At 59.9% G+C, this 24,816-nt stretch carries 28 protein-coding genes; 17 read left to right on the forward strand and 11 right to left on the reverse strand.

The features are described from left to right. Nucleotide 1 precedes the first annotated feature (1 nt). A complete protein-coding gene (locus WDO70_01040; GenBank protein MEJ0061809.1) occupies nucleotides 2-883 on the reverse strand; it encodes an HAD family phosphatase in 882 nt (293 codons plus the stop codon). Nucleotides 884-1,209: 326 nt separating this feature from the next. On the opposite strand from WDO70_01040, the gene WDO70_01045 reads away from it, so the two are divergent. Next, nucleotides 1,210-2,130 (forward strand): ROK family protein, encoded by a 921-nt coding sequence (locus tag WDO70_01045; protein ID MEJ0061810.1) that lies wholly within the window; start codon nucleotides 1,210-1,212, stop codon nucleotides 2,128-2,130. Nucleotides 2,131-2,151: 21 nt separating this feature from the next. Then, the gene (locus WDO70_01050; protein MEJ0061811.1) at nucleotides 2,152-2,637 is read left to right on the forward strand and encodes a phosphomannose isomerase type II C-terminal cupin domain; all 486 of its coding nucleotides are present in this window, start codon (nucleotides 2,152-2,154) and stop codon (nucleotides 2,635-2,637) included. 19 nt (nucleotides 2,638-2,656) lie between these two features. Here the strand turns inward: WDO70_01050 and WDO70_01055 are convergent, their stop codons facing one another. Further along, a complete protein-coding gene (locus WDO70_01055; protein MEJ0061812.1) occupies nucleotides 2,657-3,373 on the reverse strand; it encodes a helix-turn-helix transcriptional regulator in 717 nt (238 codons plus the stop codon). 157 nt (nucleotides 3,374-3,530) lie between these two features. Here WDO70_01055 and WDO70_01060 point away from each other — a divergent pair, with 157 nt between their 5' ends. Continuing rightward, nucleotides 3,531-4,589 (forward strand): SPFH domain-containing protein, encoded by a 1,059-nt coding sequence (locus WDO70_01060; GenBank protein MEJ0061813.1) that lies wholly within the window; start codon nucleotides 3,531-3,533, stop codon nucleotides 4,587-4,589. A 91-nt stretch (nucleotides 4,590-4,680) separates the two neighbouring features. Here the strand turns inward: WDO70_01060 and secA are convergent, their stop codons facing one another. The 4 genes from secA to shc form a co-directional block, all read right to left on the reverse strand. Further along, the gene (secA, locus tag WDO70_01065) at nucleotides 4,681-7,401 is read right to left on the reverse strand and encodes a preprotein translocase subunit SecA (protein ID MEJ0061814.1); all 2,721 of its coding nucleotides are present in this window, start codon (nucleotides 7,399-7,401) and stop codon (nucleotides 4,681-4,683) included. A gap of 89 nt (nucleotides 7,402-7,490) precedes the next feature. Continuing rightward, nucleotides 7,491-8,234, reverse strand: coding sequence for a hypothetical protein (locus WDO70_01070; GenBank protein MEJ0061815.1), 744 nt, complete (start codon nucleotides 8,232-8,234; stop codon nucleotides 7,491-7,493). Between the two features lie 28 nt (nucleotides 8,235-8,262). Next, complete coding sequence (locus WDO70_01075) at nucleotides 8,263-8,673, reverse strand: hypothetical protein (protein MEJ0061816.1); 411 nt, start codon at nucleotides 8,671-8,673, stop codon at nucleotides 8,263-8,265. 8 nt (nucleotides 8,674-8,681) lie between these two features. After that, complete coding sequence (shc, locus tag WDO70_01080) at nucleotides 8,682-10,607, reverse strand: squalene--hopene cyclase (GenBank protein ID MEJ0061817.1); 1,926 nt, start codon at nucleotides 10,605-10,607, stop codon at nucleotides 8,682-8,684. Between the two features lie 255 nt (nucleotides 10,608-10,862). Here shc and WDO70_01085 point away from each other — a divergent pair, with 255 nt between their 5' ends. Genes WDO70_01085 through tolB form a run of 6 tightly spaced genes read left to right on the forward strand, consistent with a single transcriptional unit; the run spans nucleotide 10,863 to nucleotide 15,585 of the window. Beyond that, nucleotides 10,863-11,699 carry a hypothetical protein gene (locus tag WDO70_01085; GenBank protein ID MEJ0061818.1) on the forward strand — a complete coding sequence of 279 codons (837 nt, stop codon included), beginning with the start codon at nucleotides 10,863-10,865 and terminating at the stop codon, nucleotides 11,697-11,699. A 38-nt stretch (nucleotides 11,700-11,737) separates the two neighbouring features. Next, nucleotides 11,738-12,181: a tol-pal system-associated acyl-CoA thioesterase gene (gene ybgC / locus WDO70_01090; GenBank protein ID MEJ0061819.1), complete on the forward strand. Its 444-nt coding sequence runs from the start codon at nucleotides 11,738-11,740 to the stop codon at nucleotides 12,179-12,181. A 9-nt stretch (nucleotides 12,182-12,190) separates the two neighbouring features. Next, nucleotides 12,191-12,931: a protein TolQ gene (gene tolQ, locus WDO70_01095; protein MEJ0061820.1), complete on the forward strand. Its 741-nt coding sequence runs from the start codon at nucleotides 12,191-12,193 to the stop codon at nucleotides 12,929-12,931. Nucleotides 12,932-12,958: 27 nt separating this feature from the next. Continuing rightward, the gene (gene tolR / locus WDO70_01100) at nucleotides 12,959-13,414 is read left to right on the forward strand and encodes a protein TolR (protein MEJ0061821.1); all 456 of its coding nucleotides are present in this window, start codon (nucleotides 12,959-12,961) and stop codon (nucleotides 13,412-13,414) included. A gap of 7 nt (nucleotides 13,415-13,421) precedes the next feature. Then, nucleotides 13,422-14,228: a cell envelope integrity protein TolA gene (locus WDO70_01105; GenBank protein ID MEJ0061822.1), complete on the forward strand. Its 807-nt coding sequence runs from the start codon at nucleotides 13,422-13,424 to the stop codon at nucleotides 14,226-14,228. Between the two features lie 19 nt (nucleotides 14,229-14,247). Then, a complete protein-coding gene (gene tolB, locus WDO70_01110) occupies nucleotides 14,248-15,585 on the forward strand; it encodes a Tol-Pal system beta propeller repeat protein TolB (protein MEJ0061823.1) in 1,338 nt (445 codons plus the stop codon). Between the two features lie 7 nt (nucleotides 15,586-15,592). On the opposite strand, the gene WDO70_01115 is transcribed toward tolB, so the two are convergent. From WDO70_01115 to WDO70_01125, 3 genes are read right to left on the reverse strand one after another with little or no spacing between them, the layout of a single operon-like run. Beyond that, on the reverse strand, nucleotides 15,593-16,099 hold the full coding sequence (locus WDO70_01115; GenBank protein ID MEJ0061824.1) for a Smr/MutS family protein: 507 nt from the start codon (nucleotides 16,097-16,099) through the stop codon (nucleotides 15,593-15,595). A gap of 52 nt (nucleotides 16,100-16,151) precedes the next feature. Continuing rightward, nucleotides 16,152-16,586 (reverse strand): hypothetical protein, encoded by a 435-nt coding sequence (locus tag WDO70_01120; protein MEJ0061825.1) that lies wholly within the window; start codon nucleotides 16,584-16,586, stop codon nucleotides 16,152-16,154. A gap of 10 nt (nucleotides 16,587-16,596) precedes the next feature. Continuing rightward, entirely contained in the window at nucleotides 16,597-17,343 is a 747-nt protein-coding gene (locus WDO70_01125; protein MEJ0061826.1) for a hypothetical protein, read from the reverse strand. A gap of 599 nt (nucleotides 17,344-17,942) precedes the next feature. Here WDO70_01125 and WDO70_01130 point away from each other — a divergent pair. From WDO70_01130 to WDO70_01150, 5 genes are all read left to right on the forward strand, one after another. Further along, on the forward strand, nucleotides 17,943-18,746 hold the full coding sequence (locus WDO70_01130; protein MEJ0061827.1) for a nuclear transport factor 2 family protein: 804 nt from the start codon (nucleotides 17,943-17,945) through the stop codon (nucleotides 18,744-18,746). A 273-nt stretch (nucleotides 18,747-19,019) separates the two neighbouring features. After that, entirely contained in the window at nucleotides 19,020-19,646 is a 627-nt protein-coding gene (locus WDO70_01135) for a disulfide bond formation protein B (GenBank protein MEJ0061828.1), read from the forward strand. Further along, nucleotides 19,594-20,166 (forward strand): demethoxyubiquinone hydroxylase family protein, encoded by a 573-nt coding sequence (locus WDO70_01140; GenBank protein MEJ0061829.1) that lies wholly within the window; start codon nucleotides 19,594-19,596, stop codon nucleotides 20,164-20,166. Before WDO70_01135 ends, WDO70_01140 begins: the two co-directional genes overlap by 53 nt. A 233-nt stretch (nucleotides 20,167-20,399) precedes the next feature. Then, nucleotides 20,400-20,609, forward strand: a complete 210-nt coding sequence (locus WDO70_01145; GenBank protein MEJ0061830.1) for a hypothetical protein — start codon at nucleotides 20,400-20,402, stop codon at nucleotides 20,607-20,609. 11 nt (nucleotides 20,610-20,620) lie between these two features. After that, nucleotides 20,621-20,872, forward strand: coding sequence for a hypothetical protein (locus tag WDO70_01150; protein MEJ0061831.1), 252 nt, complete (start codon nucleotides 20,621-20,623; stop codon nucleotides 20,870-20,872). Between the two features lie 128 nt (nucleotides 20,873-21,000). Here the strand turns inward: WDO70_01150 and WDO70_01155 are convergent, their stop codons facing one another. Together WDO70_01155 and WDO70_01160 are read right to left on the reverse strand one after the other, a co-directional pair. Next, nucleotides 21,001-21,975, reverse strand: coding sequence for a type II secretion system F family protein (locus WDO70_01155; GenBank protein MEJ0061832.1), 975 nt, complete (start codon nucleotides 21,973-21,975; stop codon nucleotides 21,001-21,003). Further along, nucleotides 21,972-22,871 carry a type II secretion system F family protein gene (locus WDO70_01160; protein MEJ0061833.1) on the reverse strand — a complete coding sequence of 300 codons (900 nt, stop codon included), beginning with the start codon at nucleotides 22,869-22,871 and terminating at the stop codon, nucleotides 21,972-21,974. The genes WDO70_01155 and WDO70_01160 overlap by 4 nt, the downstream gene beginning before the upstream one ends. A 138-nt stretch (nucleotides 22,872-23,009) precedes the next feature. Here WDO70_01160 and WDO70_01165 point away from each other — a divergent pair, with 138 nt between their 5' ends. Genes WDO70_01165 through WDO70_01175 form a run of 3 tightly spaced genes read left to right on the forward strand, consistent with a single transcriptional unit; the run spans nucleotide 23,010 to nucleotide 24,813 of the window. Continuing rightward, a complete protein-coding gene (locus WDO70_01165) occupies nucleotides 23,010-23,603 on the forward strand; it encodes a hypothetical protein (GenBank protein ID MEJ0061834.1) in 594 nt (197 codons plus the stop codon). Further along, a complete protein-coding gene (locus WDO70_01170) occupies nucleotides 23,600-24,196 on the forward strand; it encodes a hypothetical protein (GenBank protein MEJ0061835.1) in 597 nt (198 codons plus the stop codon). Before WDO70_01165 ends, WDO70_01170 begins: the two co-directional genes overlap by 4 nt. Beyond that, the gene (locus WDO70_01175; GenBank protein ID MEJ0061836.1) at nucleotides 24,193-24,813 is read left to right on the forward strand and encodes a hypothetical protein; all 621 of its coding nucleotides are present in this window, start codon (nucleotides 24,193-24,195) and stop codon (nucleotides 24,811-24,813) included. Before WDO70_01170 ends, WDO70_01175 begins: the two co-directional genes overlap by 4 nt. Nucleotides 24,814-24,816: the final 3 nt, after the last annotated feature.

The following is a 24,816-nucleotide window of genomic DNA, read 5'->3' on the forward strand; positions in this document are numbered from 1 at the left end:
ATTAGCCCGACGAGCCGGGCTCATAGTCGGCGCCGCCCACGACGCGAAGCCTGCGCGCGTGATTCGCCGATGGCCTCTCGGGCTTGGAATGGCCGAGACGGCTGGGGCGTTCGGGCATGGCCTGCACGATCTCCACCAGGGCGGGGACGAGATCTTCCGGCCGGTAAATAACGGCCACCGCCCCGAATCTGAGCATTTCCATGGCCAGCGTGTCTTTGCGGTCTTCGGTAACATGGCTGGCCAATACCTGGCCGATCACGGGGATGCCCGCCTCCCGGGCGGCTTCCACGCCCGCGATCGAATCTTCGAAAGCCAGCATCCGGCGTCCATTAGCGGCAAACATTTCTTTGGCCCTGTTGTGGGCGTCCGGATGCGGCTTGTGCCGGGGCTGTTCGAAGTCGTCATGACCGCTGATAAGCCATTGCTGGCTGGTATCGAAATGACGGTCGAGCTTCGCGGCTTCTATATAGCGGGTGGCGCGGGCGCGCTCGCTGCTGGTGACCACCATTTGCGGCACACCGTTGTTTCCGAAGAACTTCACCAGTGCCGCCATGGCCGGAACCACGATCACTTTTTCGTCCGGTTCGGGCGAATTGCTGCGCCGGCGCAGAATGGAGTCTTCGACCGATTGGGGAATCTTGGTGTTGTATTTCTGGCTGATGATCTGCCTGATGTTGGGCAGCGCCGTGCCGACATAGGGCAGGCAGCATTCGATCTGCGTGACTTTGAATTGGGTGGCCTTCGCGAGATGGCGTTCGAATTCCTGCTGAATGACCTTAAGCGCGCGCGTCTCGTTGTCGACCAGCGTGCCGTCGCAATCCCAGGCGACGCCATCGATTTTATCCAAATAAGGAATCAACGGCGAGAAATCCATTTTGCTCATATTGATACTCTCCTCATATTGACAGTCTCTTGCGCGAAGGAAGAAGGAACAGGTAATCGAGTCGGCTCCATTCACTCACTCTGTCGTCCACTTGTATGGTTTTTCAAGTATAATTTCCATAAGTGTTTTTTATTTTCATGCAGGGTGGAAGAAAAAAGCAAAAACATGGTAAACAAATTCAAACATGGTAAATAAAAATCGACTTTCATTTTGCACTGCACAACAAACAAGTTCGCGTATGCACAAATTATCTTTTGATGAAAAAGAAAAATATGCGATAGAGTCGCTTTTTGGCCATTCAAAACTAAAGACGGAGATATTCGCTCATGATCCGCATCGGCATTGATCTCGGCGGCACGAAAATCGAGGCGATCGCCCTCGACCAGGACGGCATGGAACTTGCGCGGCAGCGCGTGCCCACGCCCAGGGACAGCTATCAAAATGTCGTCGAGGCCATTACCGGCATCGTGCTGGCCCTCGAATCCGAGCTGAACGAACGCGCGCTCGTCGGCGTCGGGATGCCCGGCTCGATCTCGCCGCGCACCGGCCTGATCCGCAATTCCAATCTCCAGATCATGAACGGCAAGCCTTTCGACCGCGACCTGCTCAAGGCGCTCAACCGCGAGGTTCGCGTGGAGAACGACGCCAACTGCTTCGCCGTGTCAGAAGCCTCCGACGGCGCGGGCGCGGACAGCCGCGTCGTGTTCGGTGCCATTCTCGGCACCGGCTGCGGCGGCGGCATCGCGGTGGACGGCAGGATCATCGGCGGATTCAACGGCATCGGCGGCGAATGGGGCCACAGCCCGCTGCCGTGGCTGCAAGAGGGCGAATGGCCTGCCCCCGAATGCTATTGCGGCAAAAGAGGCTGCCAGGAATTGTATATTTCGGGCACGGGCTTCCGCAGGGATTATATGCTGCAGGCCACGCAGGAGCTTTCCGGCGGCGAAATCGCGCGCCAGGCGCTTGCCGGCGAGCCGGTCGCCAAGGCGGCGTTCGAGCGTTACGTGGACCGGCTGGCGCGGTCGCTCGCCGTCGTCATCAATATGCTCGATCCCGATGTCATCATCTTCGGCGGCGGGATGTCGAACGTGACGGCGCTTTACGATCTCGTGCCGCCGCTTCTCTCCAAATATGCGTTCTCGGACGGCGTTTCCACGCCGGTGCGGCGCGCCAAGCATGGCGACAGCAGCGGCGTGCGCGGCGCGGCTTGGCTGTGGAGCCTGGAAGATTTGCGCCAGGCCGCTTAGGGTCTGAACTGGACAAGCATTATGCCTCGCTATGTGGTGAATTACCGGCCCGGCGAAAAAGACTATGATCGTCCGTGGGGAGGATGGGAAACCACCGGCGTCGGGCATCTGGCCGAAGACGAGGGCGGGTTTGCCTATTGCGACAAGATTCTGACCGTCAATCCCGGCTGCCAGCTTTCGATCCAGAAGCACGAATTCCGCCAGGAAGACTGGACGATCACGCGGGGAGAGGCCGTCGTCTGCCTCGGCGACAGCCCTGACGCGCTCAAGGAATATGACCTTAGGGCAGGCGAACGCATCCATATTCCGCGCGGCGCATGGCATCGCATCAGGAATAACGGCGCCACCGCCATGAGTTTCGCCGAACGCCAATCAGGCATCTATCTCGACGAGAAAGACAATATCCGCCATCCGACGCCCAAGGATCCGCGCATGACGGACGAAGCCGCGATGCGGCACATTCGCGCCGAAGTGATTCGGCTCGGCTTGGAATGGCCGGCCGGCTGACGGCAAGACAGACGATCCGTCATCCGGCCTTCGTTTCATCGAGAACTTTTTGCGTCTTGAGCTGGTAGTGAAATTTATAGACGTCGTCCGGAACCGGCTTGCCCAGCGCCCAGATGGCGTTGAAATGCTGGCGGAAGGACGCGGCGATGCCGTGATTGCGAATGATGATCATGCGAAGCGGCGGCCCCCAAAGCACGATCGCGACATTGTCGCCATAGATCGCCATCGGCACCTCGCCGAATAGCTCCTTGGGAACCCAGCGGTAGTGATTGCGCACGGCCAGGAAGTTCGTGTCGTTCTCAAGGAACAGCGCGCGTTCCTTGATATTGATTTTAATCGCGATTTCTTCAAACCTTTTGTATGCCGCAAGCCGGCCGGGATCATGGCTCCGAAACCGGCTGTTATCTTTGCCGATGACGAGAAGCTCGCCATTGCCGGACGGAAAAGCCTTAAGGCAATCATCATAAAACAGATTGGTAAGGGCATCCTGACCTTCGATCTTCTCGATCTCGAGAAGCTCTCCGGCCAAGCGCACGCCGTCCTTGTCGAGAAATTCGACGCCTTCGCGGGCCAGCGCGTCGCGAATCGCCTGCATGCTGTCCATGCGCGGGCTGCCGACTTCGCGCTCGATATTGTTGAGCGAGTTTACGGAAAGTCCGGATTTCTGGGCCAGTTCTTTCTGGCTGAGGTTCAAAAGGCCGCGTGCGGCTCTGATCTGCTTGCTGCTGATGGTCATGAAGCAAGCTATATCATAATTTTATGCAATTAAAATAAAGAAAATGGTTTTTTCACACAAATGTCTGTTTGTAATATACATATTATATATATTTACAAATCACAAATATGTATTTATCACAATAGATACTGATAATAATCATATTTAGGAGTAAAACATGACAGATCTTTCCAATATCGGAACCGTTTTCAAAAAAGCCAAAAAAATCGCCATACGAGGCTTGCTCCCTATCCTGGCCGTCGCCGCGGTCTATGATTCTTTCACGGTGAACGACTCGCAGGAGCAATCGGTCGTGACCCGCATGGGCAATATCAACCGGATCCTTGGCGCCGGGCCGCATCCCAAGATCCCCTTCTTCGAGCAGGCCGATAAATATCTGGCCGGCACGACGACCTTCCCGGTCATCGACATTCCTATCTCGGTAGCGCCCGACAGCGAAACTCCGGAAGCCAAGACGGCGCGGCTGGCTCAATACGAAACGGCGGGACTTGCGATCTATACAACGGACGAACAGCCGATCTATGTCAAAAAATTCACGCTGCAAATCCGGATCAAGGAAGGCGAGGATCTGGTGAGGCTCCACGCCAAGAACCGAAATTGGCGAGAGCAAATTCTCAGCATCTCCGAACAGGCCTTGAAAGCCGTCTCGGGCCAGCAGCATACGGCGGACGTGCCGCAAAACCGCGACAAGATCGCCAATGACGTCGCCGCTCATGTGGGCGACGTTTTGAGAAAGCGCGGCATCGGCATCGAAGTACTGGGCGGACAGCTCAACAATTATAACTATTCGGCGAAATATCTGGCGCAGATCGAAGACGCCGCCAAGGCCAAGGCCGAACAGGTCAAGGCCAAAACCGTCGCCGATACCGAGGCCGAAAACAAACGCGGCCTGATCACCAAGGCGGAGGGCCTGGCCGACGCCCTGAAGCAGAATGCCGATGCCGAGGCGCATTCCATACGCGTCAAGCAGGATGCCGAGGCCTATGCGATCACCCAAAAGGGTAATGCAGAAGCCGCCGTCTTGAGGGCCAACAAAGCGGCGGAAGCGCAAGGCATCACGGATATCGGCAAGGCGCTCCGGGCCAATCCTTCGATCATTCCCTACACTTATGCCGCCGGATGGAAGGGCTCGTATCCGACCTATTACGTCGAAGGCGGCGCGCAGCGGCCCGCACAGATGTTCAACATGCCGCTTCCGCCCGCGCCGGGAGGATAATCAATCGGCCCGCTTGATTGAGGGCCGGAACGAAAAACGGCGGGGTCCTGCCATCAAGGGCAAGACTCCGCCGCAATTTTTTGTCCGGCCCCTAAACCGCCGCGCCGTGGCAATGCTTGTATTTTTTGCCGGAACCGCAGGGACAGGGCGCGTTGCGCGGCGTCCTGGTCCATGTGTCCGGATTCGCGGCGTCGAAAACCGCCTGCGTCGGCACGGCGGCGAGCGGGCGCGGCATGGGCGCGGCGGATTGCACGGGATCGGGCTCGGGCAGGCTGGCATGAATCGCCTGCATGTCCATTTGCTGCTGGCGAGCGATAAGCTCTTCAAGCGTCGGCACGCGCACTTGGGCCAGCATGAGGCTCCTGGTCACGTCCAGCCGCAGCTGGCTGACCATCCTCTGGAACAGCTCGAACGCCTCGCGGGCATATTCGTTCATCGGATCGCGCTGCGCGTAGCCGCGCAGATGGATGCCCTGCCGCACATGATCGAGCGCCAGCAAATGATCTTTCCACAGCTGATCCAGATGCGCGAGCAGCGCGGCCTTTTCCACGCGGCGCATGGATTCCGGCCCGGTCTGTGCCTCTTTGGCGGCCATGTGCTCGTCGGCGGCTTTGGTGATTCGCTCGGCGATCTCGGCTTCGGCGATATGATCTTCCTTGGCCCAGGCTTCGAGCGGCAGATCGAGGCCGAGCCCGTCGCTGACCCGCTCCTTGAGCCATCCCATGTCCCATTGTTCGGCATAGGAACCGTGCGGAACGGCCTTCGTCACCATGGAATCGATCATGTCGGCGCGCATGTCGCGGATGGTTTCGGACACATCGGCTGTAGCCATGATCTCGCGGCGCTGCTCATAGACCACCTTGCGCTGGTCGTTCATGACATTGTCGTATTTCAGCAGATTCTTGCGCATGTCGAAATTGCGCGCTTCGACTTTTTCCTGGGCCTTGGCGAGGCGGCTGGTGATCATCGGATGGGCGATCATTTCGCCGTCGCGCAGGCCGAGCCGCGCCAGCAGCGGCGCCATGCGATCGGAACCGAAAATCCGCATCAGATCGTCTTCGAGGCACAGGAAGAATTTGGAAGCGCCGGGATCGCCCTGCCGCCCCGACCGGCCGCGCAGCTGATTGTCGATGCGGCGCGATTCATGCCGTTCGGTGCCGATGACGAACAGGCCGCCCGCCTCGCGCACCTTCTCGCGCGCGATCTCGATCTCGGCCTTGATTTCCTGCGCGCGCCGGGCGCGCTCCGCCTCGTCCTCGACTCCCTCAAGCTCGATGACGAGACGCATGTCGAGATTGCCGCCGAGCTGAATGTCGGTGCCGCGTCCCGCCATGTTGGTCGCGATCGTCACCGCCCCCGGCCTTCCGGCCTGGGAGATGATTTGCGCTTCCTGCTCGTGATAACGGGCGTTGAGAACATTGTGCGGGATGCCCTGCTTCTTGAGCGCCGCCGAAAGCAGTTCTGATTTTTCGATGGAGACCGTGCCGACAAGAACCGGCTGCCTGCGCTCCAGGCATTCCTTGACCAGCTTGGTGATCGCGGCGAACTTGTCGGCAATATTCTGATAAACCTCGTCGTCGAGGTCGAGCCGCCGCACGCCGACATTGGTCGGCACGTCGATCACTTCGAGGCCGTAGATTTCCGAGAATTCCGCCGCTTCGGTCATCGCCGTGCCGGTCATGCCCGCGAGCTTGGGATAAAGCCGGAAATAATTCTGGAAGGTGATCGAGGCGAGGGTCTGGTTCTCGCGCTGGATCGTCACGCCTTCCTTGGCTTCGAGCGCCTGATGCAGCCCTTCGGAATAGCGCCGCCCTTCCATCATGCGCCCGGTGAATTCGTCGATAATGACGATCTTGTCGTCCTTGACGATGTAATCGACGTCGCGGGCGAACAGCTTGTGGGCACGCAACGCCTGGTTGGCGTGATGGACCAGATGGATGTTCTGCGGATCGTACAGCCCGCCGCCGGGAACGAGGAGTTCCGCCTCCGTCATCAGGCGCTCGAGCCTCTCGTCGCCCTGCTCGGTCAGCACGACGGTGCGCTGCTTTTCGTCTTTTTCGTAATCGCCGCTTTCGAGACGCGGCATCAGCGCATTGACCTTGATATAGAGCTCTGATGAATCTTCGGCCGGACCGGAGATGATCAGAGGCGTCCGGGCCTCGTCGATGAGAATGCTGTCCACTTCGTCGACGATGGCGAAATTGAACGCGCGCTGCGCCAGTTCCGCGGGCGAAAATTTCATATTGTCGCGCAGATAGTCGAAGCCGAATTCGTTGTTGGTGCCGTAGGTGATGTCGGCCGCGTAAGCGGCGCGGCGCTCTTCGTCGTCGAGGCCATGGACGATGCAGCCGACCGACAGGCCGAGAAACCGGTAAACCCTTCCCATCCAGGCGCTGTCGCGCTTAGCCAGATAGTCGTTGACCGTCACGACATGCACGCCCTTGCCTTCGAGCGCGTTGAGATAGACCGCCAGCGTGGCCACCAGCGTCTTGCCCTCGCCGGTGCGCATCTCGGCGATCTTGCCTTCATGCAGGATCATGCCGCCCATGAGCTGAACGTCGAAATGCCGCTGGCCGAGCGTGCGCTTCGCCGCCTCGCGCACCGTGGCGAAGGCTTCGGGCAGCAGGCCGTCGAGTTTTTCGCCGGCCGCCAGCCGCGCGCGGAATTTCGCGGTCTGCGCCGTCAGCGCCTCGTCGCTCAAGGGCGCGATGCTGGCTTCCAGATCGTTGATTTTGGCGACATTTTTATGCATCGAGCGCAGAATGCGCTCGTTATGCGAGCCGAATACCGCCCGCGCCAGATTTCCGAACATTGGGGAAAGAACTCCAAAAAGCGCTTCTCACGAGGCTATTATCTGGCGCTTCAAGCGCCATAATACAAGGGGCATTTAGTTTGCCCTTATCAGGACACGAAGCGGGTAGGGTCAGTAATTCGCGGCACAGCCGGGGGAGGGCGCGACGGCGATTCGCCAAAAGCGCGCCGGACGACCTCGAGCGCCTGATTGACCGGTATTTTCCCGTCCTCGAATTCGACAAGCGTGAAATTGTCTTTTGCCGACGCCTCAAAGCCCATATTGGCGCGGCTGATATATACCCTGCCGCCGGTTCGCGTCTCGACCTCGACGAAATTCTGACCCGCATAGGAAGACAAATCCAGGATATCCATCGCGAACCCCGGCTCCGCCCCCACGGCCTCCACCCTGCCTTTGACATACAGTTTCGCGCAGGGAAAGTCCGCCGCCGCCGCCGGGCCGGGCAATTCCAAAATTTGTATCGCTCCGGCGTAAATTGGGGCATAGCGCGGGCCGCTGCATGCCTCCATGACGACGGCATGAGATTGCTCGAACAACTGCTTCGTGCCGTCGGTAAATCGCACGGCGGTAAAACGATCGTCCGGAGTTTCTTCTATGCCGTCATAGGCCGCCGCGTTGACGATAACATCGTTTCCTGTGCTCGTTTTGAACGTAAAGATATTCACGCTCGCGTCGCCGATAGCGTTCATAAGCAAATCGCGGGAAGGCAACGTCCCCGCCTGAATTTCCCTATCGCCGAAGGACCGGAATCTTATGGGGGTCAAACTTTCGAGTTCCGGGCTTATGAATTCGACGAATTTCATCGATCCCGGATCAAGACGTTTTCCATTCATGGTCTTTCCTGTAATGAGCAGTTTGCCGTTAATTCAAATTCGGATTTAAGCCTCTTGCCTGGCCGGGCGAAATCAGCCGGCGGATAAATTCCGGCTCGCGGTAGATTTCCACTCTGCCGCCATCGGTGAACGTAACCATGCTGTTCCCGTTTTTCTTCGCCGTCGCGATATTCTGGACATGCGCGGGATTGAGATGCACCTCCGACCCGGTCCTCGTAAGAAACGAAACCAGCTCGACTCCCGCCATTTTCATCAGCCCGGCATAACTGACGACTCGTCCGCGAACGAACGCCGTGCGCGATACGGGCGTGGTATCCTCAACGCCGTCGAGCAGCATCTCGCCCACCGTCGCGCCCTGGCCGGGATAGATGATCACCTGCACATCGCGCGTGCCGCCGAAACTTTCCAGGGATATATCCAGTTCTCCGGCGCAGTTCATCGTAAGCGTTACATCCCGTGAATGATCCTGGTCTTTCCGTCCCGCCGCAGGTTCCGATAGCGCGCAAGCGCCCAAAGCGGAAAGAAGGCGCGATAGCCGTGATAGCTCAAATAAAACACGCGCGGAAAGCCGACGGCGGTGCACAGCCTTTCGTCCCACAGGCCGGTCTCGTTCTGCGTGTCGATCAGATATTCGATTCCGCGCTTCACGGCGGGGTGATCGACTTCGCCGGCGGCCATGAGCCCGAGCAGCGCCCAGGCCGTCTGCGACGGCGTGCTGGCCTTGCCTTCGCCTTTCGGCTGATCCTGCCAATAGCTCGCGCCGTCTTCGCCCCAGCCGCCGTCGAGGCGCTGTTTGGAGGCAAGCCAGTCGACCGCGCGGCGCACCGCCGGATCGTCCGGCTCGACGCCGCAAACATTCAGCGCGCATAGCGCCGACCATGTTCCGTAAATGTAATTCGTGCCCCAGCGCCCGAACCAGCAGCCTTCCTTTTCCTGCTCCTTGCGCAGATAGTCGATCCCGCGCGCCATGTGCGGATGGTCCTTGGGATAACCGATCTGCGCCAGCATGGAAAGGCAGCGCGCGCTGACATCGGCGGAGGGCGGATCGAGCAAGGCGCCGTGATCGGCGAAGGGAATGTGGTTGAGATAATAATAGGTGTTGTCGGCGTCGAACGAGGCCCAGCCGCCGTTCTTCGACTGCATCCCCAGCACCCAGTCTTCGGCCAGGGAATTTTGCGGGCGAAAGGCGCGCCAGTCATGCCGGTCGAGCGCCAGCGCCACGACGGCGGTGTCGTCGAGATCGGGATAGTGGTCGTTGGCATATTGGAACGCCCAGCCGCCGGGCTTGAGTCCCGGACGCTGATCCGCCCAGTCGCCGACGACATCGGTGATCTGCCGCGCCGCCATCCATGCGCAGGCGTTGCCGACCGCGGCATCCTGGCCGCCGGCTTCGAGCAGCGCGTGAGCGGCAAGCGCGGTATCCCATATCGGCGACAGGCAGGGCTGGCAATAGGCGCTGTCCGCCTTGTCCATCACCAGTTTTTCCACCGCGCTCCAGGCCGTCACGCTGTCGTAATGGGTCTTCGGATAGCCGAGCACGTGATACATCATCACCGTATTGGCGATCGCCGGATAAATCGCGCCGAGGCCGTCCTCGCCGTTCAATCTCTCCTTGACCCACGCGACGCACGCCTCGATGGCGCGGCGGCGCAAATCCGCCGGCATGAAAGGCTCGGCCCGGCGCAGGATTTTATCGATCGCGCCGAACACCGGCACCATGACGGATTTGTTGTGGTTGCTGTTCCAGTCCTGCACCTTGTCCGGCGGCACGGCGAATAATTCGTCGATGCGAATGCGGTCCGGATTCGCGGCGCGCGGCTTCTTCGCCATCAGCACCAGCAGCGGCACGATCACGGTGCGCGACCAATAGGACACTTTCGACAGATGGAACGGGAACCAGCGTGGCAGCAGCATGATCTCGACCGGCATCACCGGAACGGCGCGCCACGGCACCAGGCCGAATAGCGCAAGCTGGATGCGGGTGAAGACATTGCTTTTTTCCGCGCCGCCATGCGCGAGAATGGCGTCGCGCGCCCGGATCATATGCGGCGCGTCCGGGCTGTCGCCCGCGCAGCGCAGCGCGAAATAGGCTTTGACGCTCGTGCTGATGTTGAAATCGCCGTCGGGGAATAGCGGCCAGCCACCATGCGCGCCCTGAATGCCGCGCAGATAGACCGCCATTTTCTGCTGCCGGGGCCGGTCGAGCTCGCCCAGAAAATGCTCCAGCAGGATGAATTCCGCCGGAATGGTGGCGTCGGCCTCAAGCTCGAAAGCCCAATGGCCGTCCTCGCGCTGAAGTTTCAGAAGCGCGTCGGTCGCTCCGGCGATCACGTCCTGCAGTTCGCCCTGGGCGGTATCCAGAAGCGGCTGCATGTCCGGGGTTTGGTATTGAAAAGCTTGCGTGGGCATTTTTATCTTTCCTGATGACGGCGGGGAACATAGCCGAAACGAGGCCGGGTTTGAAGTTTAATCGGTAAGAATATTACTTTCAGCGCATGATGTTAACCAATATCTCTATTAAAATTCGCCGTGAAAAGCCTTTTTCGAGTTATGAAAGTTTTTAAAATAGTCCTTTATTCTGGTAAGATCACGATAGTTAAGCAGTTAATGATTGTGGGAGACTTGATTATGGCCGCTTCGGAACAACCGGGACGTTCGCGTCCGCCTAAAGGCCGCCGCCACCGGCAGGAAATGCCGCGCGTCCCAGCGCATCAGCCGGGCGCGGCCAGAGCGCCGCGAGGCCAGGTCAGCGCGCCTGCCGTCCCCGTGGGAGGAATCGGCGCCCCTCCCGCGCAAGCCGTTCGGGGCGCGATAGCGCCCGGACAAAGGCGGCCTGCGCTTCAGGGGGCCATCAGCCCCGGCGGAAGCCAAAATCCACAGAACACGACGCGTCAAACTTTGACTCCGCTTACGAAAGCCGTCGGGTGGGGGTTGGGCATTCTTGCCTTCTTCGGCGCCGTTCATCTCGGCCAGGAATTTCACGCCCACGCGACCAAAAACGATGCCAGCAGCACGGTTCTGGGCGCTACGGTCACGACGCCGAACAATTACAAGAACATGAGGGAACTCAACCGGCAATATTTCGCCCTGGTTAATCACATCATCGGCGATGCGATCAAGGCCAACGGGGTTAATGGCCTTGATGAGGTGCGGCGAGACTTTCCTTCATATTTCGGCGACCGGCCGGCGGGCAATCAGCCGCCGCTCGACGGGCAGCGTCAGCCGGTGGTGCAACAGCCGGGCCTGCAAGGCGGAGGCAGCGTCCAGGATCCTGCCACGCCAGGCCTGCCGCTCCTGACCAGCAACAGCCCCGCCGCCGGCCAGCCGCAAGTTGCGGCGGTTCAGATTCCAGCCGCGGCCCCCGCGCCCCAAAACGAAGCCGCGCCTCTTCAGAGGGCGGAGTCGCGCGGCAAGCCGGCCCCGGAAACCAAGCCTTCCCCTGCAAGGGTCACATACTCCCTATAGTCTATTGTAGTCTGGCGCTTTTCCTCTAATCTCGCGTCATGACGCATTCTCATGACGCGGCGCATCGTTTTTCGTTGCGCGTCTATTACGAAGACACCGACGCGGGCGGGATTGTCTATTACGCGAACTATCTGCGTTTCTTCGAGCGCGCCCGCACCGAGTGGCTGCGGATAGCGGGCATCGATCACACCGAGCTGAAACGGCGATACGGCCTTATTTTCGCCGTAAGGTCATGTGACATCGACTATCTCGCGCCGGCGCGGCTCGACGACCTGCTGGAGGTCGTGACGGAAATCCGGCATCTCGGCGCTTCTAGGCTGGACATGACTCAATTCATCCGTCATGAAGAAAAGACGCTGACCACGGCGGACGTTACGGTGGTGGCGATCGGCCTGGACGGCAGGCCGGTGCGGATACCGGACGATTTGCGGCGTATCATCGCGCCGCTGATTTCTTCTCCCGCGGCGGAGAAAAAGATTTAGGGGGAAATAATGGAACCACAAGCAATTGAAGCGGCGCAGCTGGCGGGGTCGGTAGGACCGGTCGATCTGTCGATCATAGGGCTGTTCTCGCATGCCGACATCATCGGCAAATGCGTGATGCTGGGCCTGCTCGCGCTGTCGGTGGTGACCTGGGCGATCATTTTCGACAAGGGCGTGAAATTGGGCCGCCTCAAGCGCAAGGCGCTTTATTTCGAGGAGCGTTTCTGGTCCGGCCATTCGCTCGACACGCTCTATGACAAGATCGGCAAGCGCCCCGGCGATCCCATGCAGTCCGTCTTCGCCGCCGGGATGAAGGAATGGCGCACCGCCGCCGAAAAGGGCGGACTCGCGACGGCCCAGTCCCGCACCAGCCTGCAAAGCCGCATCGACCGCGTGATGTCGGTGGTGATCGGGCGCGAAATGGCGCAGATCGAGACTTGGATGACGTTCCTCGCCTCGGTATCGTCGGTCGCGCCCTTTGTCGGCCTGTTCGGCACGGTATGGGGCATCATGCGCAGCTTTATCGGCATCGCGGCGGCGCAGAACACCTCGCTCGCCGTCGTCGCGCCGGGCATCGCCGAGGCCCTTCTGGCGACCGCCGTCGGCCTTATCGCGGCCATTCCCGCCACCGCGGCTTACAACAAGTTTTCCACCGAACTCGGCCGTTACGGCGACCGGCTCGAGAATTTCGCATCGGATTTCAGCGCGCTGCTGTCGCGCAATCTGGAAGAACAAAGGCTGGCGGCGTAACCATTCGCCGCCACGGGAGATCGCGTCATGGCCATGGGCCCTCAATCATCCGGCGGCGGCGTCCGCCGCAGCGGGCGGCGCAACTGGCGGCGCAACGCCGAAATCAACGTCACGCCGCTGGTCGACGTAATGCTGGTGCTGCTGATCGTGTTCATGGTCACCGCGCCGCTGCTGAACGTCTCGGTGCCGATCGACCTGCCGCAGACCAAGGCGAAAGCAAGCTCCAACCAGGACAAGGAGCCCCTCGTCATCACCATCGACAGCAAGGGGCAGGTCTATCTCCAGGAAAGCATGGTGGAGATGGGCAGCCTGATCACGCGGCTTCAGGCGGTCAGCGGAGCCAATCCCGACGCCAGGGTTTTCGTGCGCGGCGACCGCAACCTGTCTTACGGGAAAATCATGGAAGTCATGGGGCTGGTGACGTCGGCGGGCTATAGCAAGGTGGCGCTGGTAGCCGAAATGCCGAAAGCCAAGAGCCGGTGAGAGGGCGATGAAACGCTCCCTCTGGGTTTCGTTTGCGCTGCATCTGGCGATTTTTCTGGTCGTCTGGCTGGGACTGCCGCACTTTCTGCCGCCCTTGCCGTCGCCGACCGTGATTGTGCCGGTGGAAGTCGCCGATATCGGCGAGATCACCAACACCAAGGTCAAACAGGAAAAAGAGCCGGAGCCGCAACCCCCGCCTCCGCCGCCTCAGCAGCCGCCCAAGCAGGACGAAACGCCGCCACCGCCCCCCAAGGCGGAACAACCCCCGCCGCCGCCTCCGGAAAAGAAGCCGGAGCCGCTGCCTGAAAAGAAACCCGAGCCGCTGCCCGAGAAAAAGCCCGAACCCAAAAAGCCCGAGAAAAAACCGGAGCCTAAGCCCGACCCGCTGGCCAGCGTGCTGAAAAATATCGCCCAGCTCAAGCCCAGCACGCCGTCGAAAACCCCGCCCGATCCCAAGCAGAAGGAAGCCTCGGCGCCCCAGAACAACACGCCGTCGCTATCCGACCGGGTGACGATTTCCGAGGCCGACGCGCTGCGCCGACAGATCGCATCCTGCTGGAACATGCCGATCGGCGCGCGCAACGCCGAGCAGCTCATCGTCGAGGTGGTGATCGAGGTCAACCCCGACCGCACGGTGCAATCGGTGCAAATTGTCGATATGGTTCGGCTGGCCGATCCGTTTTTCCGGGCCGCCGCCGAATCGGCGGTACGGGCGCTTCGCAACCCGCGCTGCAGCCCTCTTGAACTTCCGCCCGATAAATACCAAGAATGGAAGACGATTCACTTCAATTTCGATCCGAGGGACATGCTGTAGCCCGGAGGATGGAAATCAGATGACGAAAGACAGAGGACAGAAAGCCATGCGTTATTTTATCGCCCTACTCGTAACCGTCCTGGCGCTCATGGCAGCGCCCGCCCGCGCCGAGCTGCGCATCGATATCACGCGCGGCACCGTGGAGCCGATTCCGATCGCGCTGCCGGTCTTCGCGGGTTCGACGGCGGAGGCCGCGCAAGTGGGTCGCGACATGGCCAAGGTGATCGAGAATAATCTTCTGCGCTCCGGCCTGTTCAGGACGGTCGATCCCAAATCCTTCATCCAGGACGCCGCCAGCCTTCAGGTGCAGCCGCGCTTTCCCGACTGGCGGGTGCTGAACACCCAGGCGCTCGTGGTCGGCAAGGTCGAGCCGCAGGACGGCGGACAGCTTCGGGTCGAGTTCCGCCTTTGGGACGTGTTCAGCGAAAGCCAGATGGCCGGGCTTTCCTATAAGACCTCGCCGCAGAACTGGCGGCGCGTGGCGCATATCATTTCCGACGCGATCTATAAGCGCATCACCGGCGAGGACGGCTATTTCGACACCCGCATCGTCTATGTCTCGGAAACCGGCGTGGCGACCAAGCGCATCAAGCGCCTGGCGATCATGGATCAGGACGGCGAAAATCACCGCTTCCTGACCGACGGGCGGACGCTGGTGCTGACGCCGCGCTTCTCGCCGACGGCGCAGGAAATCACCTATATGGCATTCTACAACAACAAGCCGCGCGTCTATCTGTTCAACATCGACACCGGGCGGCAGGAGATGCTGGGCGATTTCCCCACCATGACCTTCGCGCCCCGTTTCGCGCCGGACGGCAACCGGGTGATCTTCAGCCTGAGCACGAACGGCAATTCCGACATCTACACCATGGATCTAAAGACGCGGCGCACGGTGCGGCTGACGGCGGGCGGCTCGATCAATACCGGGCCGAGCTTCTCCCCCGACGGGCGGCAGATCACCTTCGAGTCCGACCGCGGCGGCGCGCAGCAGATTTACACGATGAACGCCGACGGCGGCAACGTGCAGCGCATCAGCTTCGGCAACGGGCGCTACGCCACGCCGGTCTGGTCGCCGCGCGGCGATCTAATCGCCTTCACCAAGCAATATCAGGGCCAGTTTTATATCGGCGTCATCCGTCCCGACGGTTCCGGCGAGCGGCTTCTGACGCAGGCGTTCCATACCGAGGGGCCGACCTGGGCGCCCAACGGGCGCGTGCTGATGTATTTCAAGGAAACGCCGAGCGGCAACGGCAAGCGCGCGCGGGTCTATTCCATAGACCTCACCGGCTATAACGAACGGGAGATCGCAACGCCGCTCGACGCCTCCGATCCCGCATGGTCGCCGCTGATTCCGTGACCGCGCCCTAGCGCTTCAAAACCACATAAAACGCGCCGCCGCCGCCATGGCGCGGCGCTGCGGGATGGCAAAAGCGCACCGCCTTGGCCGTCGCGCCGTCCCCGAGCCAGCGTGGGAGCGCCGCGCGCAGCACCGCGCCGCGCCCGGTGACGATCAGCGCGAAACGCTTTCCGTCTCGCCGCGCTTTATCGATAAATTTTCCTACCGCCGCGTGCGCGGAAGATTCGGTCATATGATGCAGATCGAGCTTCGCTTCGATGCGCGCCTCGCCGCTCTCGAGGCGGCGCAGCAATGCCGGATCGCCGGGCGAAGGTTGCGGGACGAGCGTGACGGTGACGGCGGGAAGTCTGGAAGGCTTGTCGGGCAGCGCGAGGACGGCGAATTTCTTTTTCTTTCCGGCCTTGGCGGATTTTTCTTCGGGCTTCGGCGAGGCGCGGACGCCCGAACGCGCCGCCGGTTTTCGCGGCGCGGGTTTTATGCCGCGCTTGAAATTTTCCCAAACATCGTCCGTCATCGGAATGATGCTAAGGCAAATTTTCATGAAAGGGAATCACAACGGATTCTGGTTATCCGCCGATCTTCATGGCCGAAGCCGACGACACCCGGCACTTCGCGCCTTTTTTCGTATTGCTCACGAATTTATCGCGCGAGACGGGAGCTTCCTTGCCCTTGGCGTCGGTGCAAACCGGAAAACCGCGGCCATTATCGATTCTCTGAAGGTCTTTGGCGAGCTTCGCTTCTTTTTCGGTCGGCACCGCATACCGATCCACGATTTTCGTATAGCCCGCCTGCTGCATGCTTCCGCCGCCGGGCACGCTTTCATTGAATCCGGGGCCGCTGGTCTTGCCTTTGGCTTCCGGGCCTTTCGCCGCTTGACCTTTCGCCGTCTGAGCGGGGGCATTTTTTGCTTTAGGTTCGGCCGAAGCGGTTTTCGTGCCGCCCGCCGCGGCCACTGCCAGCGCGACTCCGGTCAAAAGCCTGTATGTTTTTCTCGACGCCATGTCTCTTTCCCTAATCTCTGCCGAAAGCAGGCGATTTTCCTTTGGGCTTGGGGCTGCCGGCCAGCCTGGTGTCCGGCTTGGCGGCGGATTTGACGGCGGGTTTTTGCTCCGCGCGCTTGACATCTTCCACGATATTGAACGGCACGCCCGATCCCTGCTCCTGCGGCGCGCCCATCGTGACGATCGTCGCTCCGTTGGCGCGCTGCTCGGCTACCCAGCGTCTTTGCTCTCTGTCTTCCGCGCTTTCCGCGGAGTGGCCCGTTTTGATGCCCGTGGTTTTCGAGGCCGCGGGTTTTACCGCAGGCTTCTTTTCAGGCTCGCTGACCGGAGGCGTCCACGCCCATGGAGCTTGCGTCGTTGCCGCCGCCACGCTGGAAGAAGGAGGCGGAGCCGCCGGCGCTTTGCCGCGCGCGTCCCATTCGGCCTTATGCTGGGCGGCAACCTGTGCCGCGGCCTTGGCGCGCGCGCCTTCATCGATGCTCTGCTGCCTGAGCGCGCCTCCAGCCGCTACGGCGCCGCCGATGACGCCCGCCATGCTCAAGCCTGCCGCCAATCTCTTAAACCGTCCGGGACTTTTGCTTTTTTCCGCTCCGGCAAGAAGCCTGGCTTCCATTTTATTGACGGCGCCTTCCTGCTTCAGCCGCTTGTCCTCGGTGCGCGCGGCAACTTTCCTCGGAGCCGTCATGGCAGCCACGGCGTCGCTGACATCGCCGCCAGGCAAAGGTTCGTTCCCAGAAATCGTTGGTTTTTTAGCCATGTCAGCCTCCCTGCGCACTCTCAGTCGCTTCAATAATCATATGCATAATTGGCAACTAATTACCAATATTAATTGGGCCGCTTATTATTCTGCGTTACAACACTAATCTTAAAGCCAAGGGATTTACTTTGTCCTAAAGGAGAGAAATAGCTGCCGCCTCCGATTTTTCTGGAAAAATGACGGCGATAACGGCAGCCATGACCGATTTTATAGCTGAAAAACCCATATCATGAGCGAAAACACCTCATTTAACCCCTATTTGCCCGTCATAAGCCTGGATTTATCGTGAAAAATCCAAAATCGGCCTTCAAATAGTCAAATTTCAGCATTATTGATCATTTTTAAAGCCTGTTTGAGGCATAGGCGCTGGTTATAATATGTTATGTCTTTCTCGATTAAGACTGGAATCACGGACAGGCCGAGCGATGACATATAACATGGATGGCGTTTTGCGAAAAAATGTGCCTCAAAAACGATTCGCGTGCTAATGCTTGATAAAGCATCCGGCAAGGTTGTGAAGATCATCAATGCTTGAAACAATGTTAACTTGCTGAGAAACCTCGTAAATCCTCGCCTGCACGCATTAAAACGAGACGAACATGGCAGCCACTAAAAAATCGAGTCCGAGCGCTAAACCCGCTAAAATCAAAGCTCCGGCAAAGAAGCCGGCTAAACCGCCAGCGAAAACTGCGGCAAAAAGCAGCCCGGCCAAAAGCGCCGTGCCCAAGAGCAATATCGCGGCGCTTAAGCTGGCGCGGCTGCCGCGTCCCAGCCTTGCCGTGCAGTTTGCCGGGTCGGCCGCCAAATTGCCGCCGCGGCTGCAGGCAATCCTGGACCGGAGCGAAATCGAGCAATTGCTGCATACCCATAGCCGGGCGCTCGATCGGGGCGAGGAAAATTTGCTGCGCTCGGTCTACCATGCCGACGCGACGCTCGATCTCGGCCCCGGGGTTTTCCAGGGCGCGGTCACCGACTATATCCAGTGGGTCGCGGCGGTGATGCAGCAGGTCAAGTCTTCGCATCATTTCACCGGATCGAGCCGGATCGACGTGCGCGGCGACGAAGCCTTCGGCGAAAGCTATTTCATCGCCCAGAACCGCCTCGACAAGCCGACGGGGCGCGAAGACCTGTTCCTCGCCGGACGCTATCTCGACCGGCTCGAGCGCCGCCCCGCCGGGGCCGCCGGGGTATGGAAGATTGCCCACCGCAAGCAAGTTCTGGACTGGGTGCGCACCGTGCCGGTCGCCGATATTTTCTACCACCTCAATCCCGATGCCCTGTGGGGCCTGCGCGGCAAGGCCGACATGTCAAGCCACATGGAGCAGTTTCCCGGCGGCGAGGGCAAGGGCAAGATGCCTTCCTTCGCCGGACGCCGGTATGAAAGCAAGAGCATCAAGCTCTAGGGTCCAGACTCAATTGGAATGGAGGGTTTCGCGCAGGCGAAAAAGCCGAACCGGCTACGAAAAGACCGAAGCAGGTAACGGTGTCTACCTGCAAGGTCTTTGAGAACGCCGGGCGGCTTTTGCGCCGCGCCCCCCGGGTATGCTAAAGAAGGCCGATGTGCGTTGTCAGCTTCGCTTGCCGTAGATGGACTACGGCTTCGCTCGCTTCCTAGCATCTCGGCCTTCTTTAGCATACGAAACCCCCATTCTAATTGAGTCTGGACCCTAATCCCAATGACGGACGGCGCAAAGCATATCGTGGAAGAGGGCGGGCGAAAATCCTCATGCCCCGTCTCGTCGGCTCTCCTTAATCTGACCTGTTGCCGTTTGACCTGGCGCTGCGGACTGTTCGCCGCGGCGGCAATCGCCTGTTTCGCGCTCGGCTTCGCCCTTATCTCGGAATATGCCTTCGGCTATGCGCCCTGCGTGCTCTGCTTGTGGCAGCGCGCGCCTTACGCGCTGGTCGCGATCATCGCCGCGGCGGGGATTTTTCTTCCCGGCCTGCGGCGCTGGCGCGGCGTTGTCATTCTGGCCAGCGCCCTGCTTCTGGCCGTCGATGCGGGTCTGGCGGTTTTTCATGTCGGGGTGGAGCAGCATTGGTGGCTCGGCACGTCCGGCTGCGGCATCCATGACGCCGCCGAAGGCGATACGCGCTCGATACGCGAGAGCTTGCTGGCGCTGCCGGTGGCGCGGTGCGACGAGATCGCCTGGACGTTCCTCGGTTTCTCGATGGCGGCCTGGAACGCGGTTTATGCCACATTTGCCACGCTGCTCATGACCTATATCCTCCTGTTCGGCAGTCCAGAAAATGTCCAAACGCAAGACGTCAAAAAGTCCGGGGAAAACCGCGAACGCGCGTAAAGCCATCCCCGGCCATAAAAAGCTGGAGCGGATCTTGCGCGTCGATCACGCGGGCGAGTTCGGCGCGCAGCGCATCTATGCCGGACAGCTTTCCATATTGGGAAAAAGCGCCATAGGCGACGAGCTTCGCCATATGGCGGCGCAGGAAGACGAGCATCTGCGCGCATTTTCGGCACTGCTCAACGAGCGGAAGATCAGGCCCACGGCGCTGCATCCTTTGTGGCATGTCGCGGGATTCGCGCTCGGCGCGGGAACCGCCCTGCTCGGCGAAAAAGCGGCGATGGGCTGCACCGTCGCGGTCGAAGAAGTCATCGACGAGCATTACCGGCAGCAGCTTGCGGCGCTCGGCCCCGGCGAGGCGAAGCTAAAGGCGCTGATCGAGAAATTCCGCCGCGAGGAAAACGAGCATAAGGACGCTGCCGCCGCGCACGGCGCGGAAACGCTGCCCTATTACCCGGTGCTGCGCGCCTTCATCCGCGCCGGGTCGAAAGCGGCGATCTGGCTGTCGGAAAGGTTGTAGAGCAAATCCCGTTTAGGTGGAACACCCGCTCTTCGCAGTGATCCACCTAAACGGGTGAATTTGCTCGACAAACAAAAGCTAGAGCATGTCCCGTCTTTATAATTTCGATTCTACCTTTCCGGGACATGCTCTAGAAGAAAGACGGCAGCGCGTTAACCATGAAGGCGAATCTGTTTTTCAGTTTCATGGTTTCAGGATATTGTGTAGGCGCACATCATAAGGAAATTTGAATTATGACGCATTATTCGACCCAAGAGGAATTATTGGCCGGCCGGTTTGCCGAGATGCGCCTGCGCCGCGCGGCAAGACTTTCAACGCGAAGCCCGCGCTTGGGCGTGCTTAATTTAATCCGCGCTTATTCGAGTCTGCCGCCCGAAGCCAAACGCTCGGATACATGGTCGTCGCGCCGCCGGATCGACGCGCTGAATTTTGAGACCAAATAGGAGATATTATCATGGCCAATAAAAAGCTTTACGCCGCCGTCATTGCGGGATTCATCGCCGCTAAATGCGCCTATCGGCCAGCGGCGGAAGCCGCACTCGGCCTTGTGCCGCTTCAAGTCACCTATCATCCAGGCGGCAAGGTAGATCCGGACGGCGCCATCACGATATCCCGGCAGTGGCGCACCGAAACCGGCGGGCATGCCGAAGGTCATGGCTATAGGATTCCGTCGGTTCCGCTGCTTCCGAAGCTCGATTTACTGTAAGCGAATTGCGGATTAAGTAAAGATTATCCCGTTTCACCAGACCCCGGATAAAATCCGTCTGCTTCGCAGCCGGATTTTTCCGGGGTAAGGGTTTGGTAAGCTCGCCTTCGGCTCGCTAACCAAGCCCCTTACTTAGCTGCCGCCATGGTCGCCGTGACCTTGATCGCGGCGGGGCCGATGATAACGATGAACAAAGTCGGCAGAATGAACAGGATCATCGGCACGGTGAGGACGGCGGGCAGGCGAGCGGCTTTTTCCTCGGCCTTCATCATGCGCTCCTCGCGCATTTCGCTCGCCAGCACCCGCAGCGCCTGAGCCAGCGGGGTGCCGTAGCGTTCGGTCTGAATCAACGTATTGACCAGCGACATCACGCCTTGCAAATCCACGCGGTTGGCAAGATTTTGCAGCGCCTTGCTGCGCTCGGGCAAAAGGCCAAGCTCGACCGAGGTCAGGCCGAATTCCTCGGCGAGCTCCGGATGGCTTTGCCCAACCTCGCGGCTGACCCGGTCGAACGCCGAATCCAGGCTCAGTCCCGCTTCGGCGCAGATCACCATGAGATCGAGCGCGTCGGGCAGCGATTTGCGCATAACGGTGACTCGTTTCTGCGCCGCGTTCTTGAGAAAGAGGCTGGGCAGAACCCAGCCGAGCATCGCGCCCGTCATCACGCCCAGCATTCCCAGCGCCGCCTTGGTCTTCAGCGCGCCAAGCGCGGCGATAAGCGAAAAGGAAAGAAACCCCAGGCCGCAGGTCATCGCCAGCTTGACGAACAGGAAGATCGCGAGCGCGTCCCGGCTGCGATAACCGGCGCGCGTCAGCTTGAGGCGCATGTCGTTCTCGCCGTCCTTTTTTTGCATCTTGGTCGCGCCGACGATGCGCTTGATGACGCTCATCTGCTTTTGCTGCTTTTTTTTGTCTTTCAGGCGACGGCCCGGAAGTTTTTTCGTCTGCTTGGCCAGCTCCTGCCGCCGCTGGCTGACGGCGCGCAGACGGGCTTCGAGCGGGTTGGTCTCGAGCAGCACTTTCCAGATGATCCAGATGACGACGACGGCGATAACGCCGTAGACGCCGACCATCGTGCCCTGATCCTGAAATATGCTTTTCATGCTTCGAACCGGATCATCTTCGCCATGATGCCGTGGCCGGTGCCCATCAGTCCGAGCGCGATATAAAGCAGCGTGTTGCCTTGCGGCGTATTGATCATCTGCATCATATATTCGCGGTTGACGGCGAGCAGGATCAGGAACATCAGAAACGGCAGCGAGCCGATGATCAGCGCGCTGGCCCGCGCCTCCGACGACAGCGCGCGCACCTTAAGGCGCAATTGGCGGCGTTTCCGTAAAAGGTCGGCGAGATTGCCCAGCGTTTCCGCGAGATTGCCTCCGGTTTCGCGCTGGATCGACATGGCGATGATCATGAAGCGGAATTCCGGCGTATCGATGCGCCGCGCCACCTCCCACATCGCCATGTCCATGGTCTTGCCGAGCCGGATGCCGTCGGTGATGCGCGAGAATTCGAGGCCGATCGGGTCCGGCATCTCGCGGGCGACCGAGGCCATCGACTCGGCGATGGGCAATCCCGAACGCAGGCCCCGGCACATGGTGTCGATCGACTCCGGGAAATATTTCAGGAACTTGTTGACGCGCCGCTTCGCCATCGAGCCGGTGACGGCATAGGGCAGGAACCATCCGCCGAGCGCGGCGAGCGCCCCGCCCTTCAGCGAGCCCATATGCATCATGCCGGTGGTGACCATGAAGAAAATGATCGCCAGGACGGCGCAGAGCAGAAGATATTCGCCGAGCGCGATATTGCGCCCGGTGCGCTCGAGCCGCGCCCGCAATTTGTCGGGATTGCGCAGCATGTTCTTGATCAGATCGTCGAGAAACGGGATCGCGCTATCGTGCATGCTCCGGCGCAGCGAGAGCTGCTCGCTCTTGCTCTTGCGGACTTCAGGCTTTCTTCCCGTGACACGGTTCAGCCGTTTGATCGATACGGTGGCCATAACCCGATATTTATGACCGATATTGGTTAAAATACCGGCAAAAGGCCGAAAATCCTCATGAAAACAATGCCGTTATTGACGGGAGGGGTAATTTTACGAAATAACTGGAGGCGTTTATTTTTAAAGAGTTATTTCGTCATGACCGATTTACAGAATCGCTATACCCATCTCGACCATTCGCCCTACGGGTCGAAGGGGCTGATGCGCTTTCTCGCGACGCCGAGCATTTACACCGGCGTGCCCATCGCCGTTGCTTTCGCGGCGGCCAAGACCATGCTCTCGCCGCCGGGAAATAGAAAAGCCGTCTTCCTGACCGAGCTTGGCATAGGACTTGTCATGCCGCTATTGGCGGCCCGGCGACTGGACGCGCCTCGATGCGAATATATCCCTGAAACTTCCGTCATTGACCGCTCCGGTCAGGCGCCGAACGACGTGGACACGCATTTTCATGCGGCCCAGCATTATCTTGCCAAAAACAGAGGGTATATGGCGGTGGCCATAATCGGAAGCGCCCTGGGAGCGTGCGGTATATTTACACACGCGACCGCTTTCCAGGCCCTCGTCAATGCCCGGCGCGCCGCGAGCGCCGCCCTCAATTTAATCACGCTTCAATGGACGGTGCAGACCAACCCGCCGAAGATTGAGGAAAAAGAAAAATCCTCTCTGCTCGACGCCTTCCGCCCGCCGACCTCCACTGCCTCTATGCGCGCTTTGCCGAGGCCCGCGCCATGAAAGATTCGCAGGATCGCTACATGAATCTCGACGGCTCGCCTTACGGGTCCAAAAGAATCATGCGTTTCCTCGCCATGCCGAGTGTTTATACGGGCGTGCCGATTGCCATCGCCTTTGCCGCCGCTAAAGCAATGTGCGAACCGCCTGGCATGAGAAGGGCGGTGTTTTTATCTACGGTCTACCGAAACTTGCTTACGCCAATGGTGTCCACGATCATGATGCGATCCCTCAACCTGTCCGCGCCCGGCGTTATCGACCGAGCAGGTGGAAGTGGCAATCCGCAAGCATCGGCGATCGCCATGTTTGGTTACAAGATGAATTCTTTTCTATTTCCTGCGGCAGGCGCTCTGTGGAGTGCTGCGGATATAGCGAGCGACCACCCATGGACAGCGGCAGCAAATATTCCCCAAATGCTGGTCAATGCAGTCTGGTGCTATCGCGCGGCCCGGAAGCTGTACGCCGGAGAATGGACGGTCCAGACCGAGCCGCCCAAGATTGAAGAAAAGAAAAAAGAAAAATCCTCTCTGCTCGACGCCTTCCGCCCGCCGACCTCCACTGCCTCTATGTGCGCTTTGCCGAGGCCGGCGCCATGACGGATTCGCAAGGCCGTTATATCCATCTCGACGGCGCGCCCTATGGGTCGACAGGACCGATGCACATTCTCGGCGCGCCGAGCGTCAAAATGGGCGTCCCCATCGCCATAGCCTTTGCCGCCGCCAAGGCGATGTGCGCGCCGCCGGGAACAGGCAAATGGGTGTTTGCCGCCGACGTGGCTTCGGGCGTCATCTGTCCGTTCTTCTTGCTGAGCGCCATGAACAGATGGCCGAAGCGCGACGCCCGCATGCCGGCAACCGCCGTCATCGACACATCCGGCCGGACGGCCAATGATCCGTCGGCTTTGGTGAAAATGATTCGTGAATATAAAATTCAGGCTTTTGTATTCGGTGCGGCGGGAGCGGTCTTTGGCGCCGGCGCTGGCCTTGCGAGCGCCGACCAGTTCTTGATGATGAGACAGGCCGTCCAGGTGCTGGCGAACGCTACCTGGAGCTGGCGCGCGGCGCGGAAACTGGAAACCGGCGCATGGACAGTCCAGACCGAGCCGCCGAAGATCGAAGAAAAGAAAGAAGAAAAATCTTCGCTCGCCGATCTCGTCCGCCCGCCGGTTTCCGGCGCGGCAATCCGCGCATTGCCGAGGCCGGCGCAAGGCTAGAGC

Source organism: Alphaproteobacteria bacterium (genome assembly GCA_037200005.1).
GTDB lineage: Bacteria > Pseudomonadota > Alphaproteobacteria > UBA9219 > RFNS01 > JBBCGY01.

Coding starts and splice junctions, on each gene's coding strand:
- WDO70_01040 (MEJ0061809.1), bottom strand. CDS start 883: ATGAGCAAAATGGATTTCTCGCCGTTGATTCCTTATTTGGATAAAATC.
- WDO70_01045 (MEJ0061810.1), top strand. CDS start 1,210: ATGATCCGCATCGGCATTGATCTCGGCGGCACGAAAATCGAGGCGATC.
- WDO70_01050 (MEJ0061811.1), top strand. CDS start 2,152: ATGCCTCGCTATGTGGTGAATTACCGGCCCGGCGAAAAAGACTATGAT.
- WDO70_01055 (MEJ0061812.1), bottom strand. CDS start 3,373: ATGACCATCAGCAGCAAGCAGATCAGAGCCGCACGCGGCCTTTTGAAC.
- WDO70_01060 (MEJ0061813.1), top strand. CDS start 3,531: ATGACAGATCTTTCCAATATCGGAACCGTTTTCAAAAAAGCCAAAAAA.
- secA (MEJ0061814.1), bottom strand. CDS start 7,401: ATGTTCGGAAATCTGGCGCGGGCGGTATTCGGCTCGCATAACGAGCGC.
- WDO70_01070 (MEJ0061815.1), bottom strand. CDS start 8,234: ATGAATGGAAAACGTCTTGATCCGGGATCGATGAAATTCGTCGAATTC.
- WDO70_01075 (MEJ0061816.1), bottom strand. CDS start 8,673: ATGAACTGCGCCGGAGAACTGGATATATCCCTGGAAAGTTTCGGCGGC.
- shc (MEJ0061817.1), bottom strand. CDS start 10,607: ATGCAGCCGCTTCTGGATACCGCCCAGGGCGAACTGCAGGACGTGATC.
- WDO70_01085 (MEJ0061818.1), top strand. CDS start 10,863: ATGGCCGCTTCGGAACAACCGGGACGTTCGCGTCCGCCTAAAGGCCGC.
- ybgC (MEJ0061819.1), top strand. CDS start 11,738: ATGACGCATTCTCATGACGCGGCGCATCGTTTTTCGTTGCGCGTCTAT.
- tolQ (MEJ0061820.1), top strand. CDS start 12,191: ATGGAACCACAAGCAATTGAAGCGGCGCAGCTGGCGGGGTCGGTAGGA.
- tolR (MEJ0061821.1), top strand. CDS start 12,959: ATGGCCATGGGCCCTCAATCATCCGGCGGCGGCGTCCGCCGCAGCGGG.
- WDO70_01105 (MEJ0061822.1), top strand. CDS start 13,422: ATGAAACGCTCCCTCTGGGTTTCGTTTGCGCTGCATCTGGCGATTTTT.
- tolB (MEJ0061823.1), top strand. CDS start 14,248: ATGACGAAAGACAGAGGACAGAAAGCCATGCGTTATTTTATCGCCCTA.
- WDO70_01115 (MEJ0061824.1), bottom strand. CDS start 16,099: ATGACGGACGATGTTTGGGAAAATTTCAAGCGCGGCATAAAACCCGCG.
- WDO70_01120 (MEJ0061825.1), bottom strand. CDS start 16,586: ATGGCGTCGAGAAAAACATACAGGCTTTTGACCGGAGTCGCGCTGGCA.
- WDO70_01125 (MEJ0061826.1), bottom strand. CDS start 17,343: ATGGCTAAAAAACCAACGATTTCTGGGAACGAACCTTTGCCTGGCGGC.
- WDO70_01130 (MEJ0061827.1), top strand. CDS start 17,943: ATGGCAGCCACTAAAAAATCGAGTCCGAGCGCTAAACCCGCTAAAATC.
- WDO70_01135 (MEJ0061828.1), top strand. CDS start 19,020: ATGACGGACGGCGCAAAGCATATCGTGGAAGAGGGCGGGCGAAAATCC.
- WDO70_01140 (MEJ0061829.1), top strand. CDS start 19,594: ATGTCCAAACGCAAGACGTCAAAAAGTCCGGGGAAAACCGCGAACGCG.
- WDO70_01145 (MEJ0061830.1), top strand. CDS start 20,400: ATGACGCATTATTCGACCCAAGAGGAATTATTGGCCGGCCGGTTTGCC.
- WDO70_01150 (MEJ0061831.1), top strand. CDS start 20,621: ATGGCCAATAAAAAGCTTTACGCCGCCGTCATTGCGGGATTCATCGCC.
- WDO70_01155 (MEJ0061832.1), bottom strand. CDS start 21,975: ATGAAAAGCATATTTCAGGATCAGGGCACGATGGTCGGCGTCTACGGC.
- WDO70_01160 (MEJ0061833.1), bottom strand. CDS start 22,871: ATGGCCACCGTATCGATCAAACGGCTGAACCGTGTCACGGGAAGAAAG.
- WDO70_01165 (MEJ0061834.1), top strand. CDS start 23,010: ATGACCGATTTACAGAATCGCTATACCCATCTCGACCATTCGCCCTAC.
- WDO70_01170 (MEJ0061835.1), top strand. CDS start 23,600: ATGAAAGATTCGCAGGATCGCTACATGAATCTCGACGGCTCGCCTTAC.
- WDO70_01175 (MEJ0061836.1), top strand. CDS start 24,193: ATGACGGATTCGCAAGGCCGTTATATCCATCTCGACGGCGCGCCCTAT.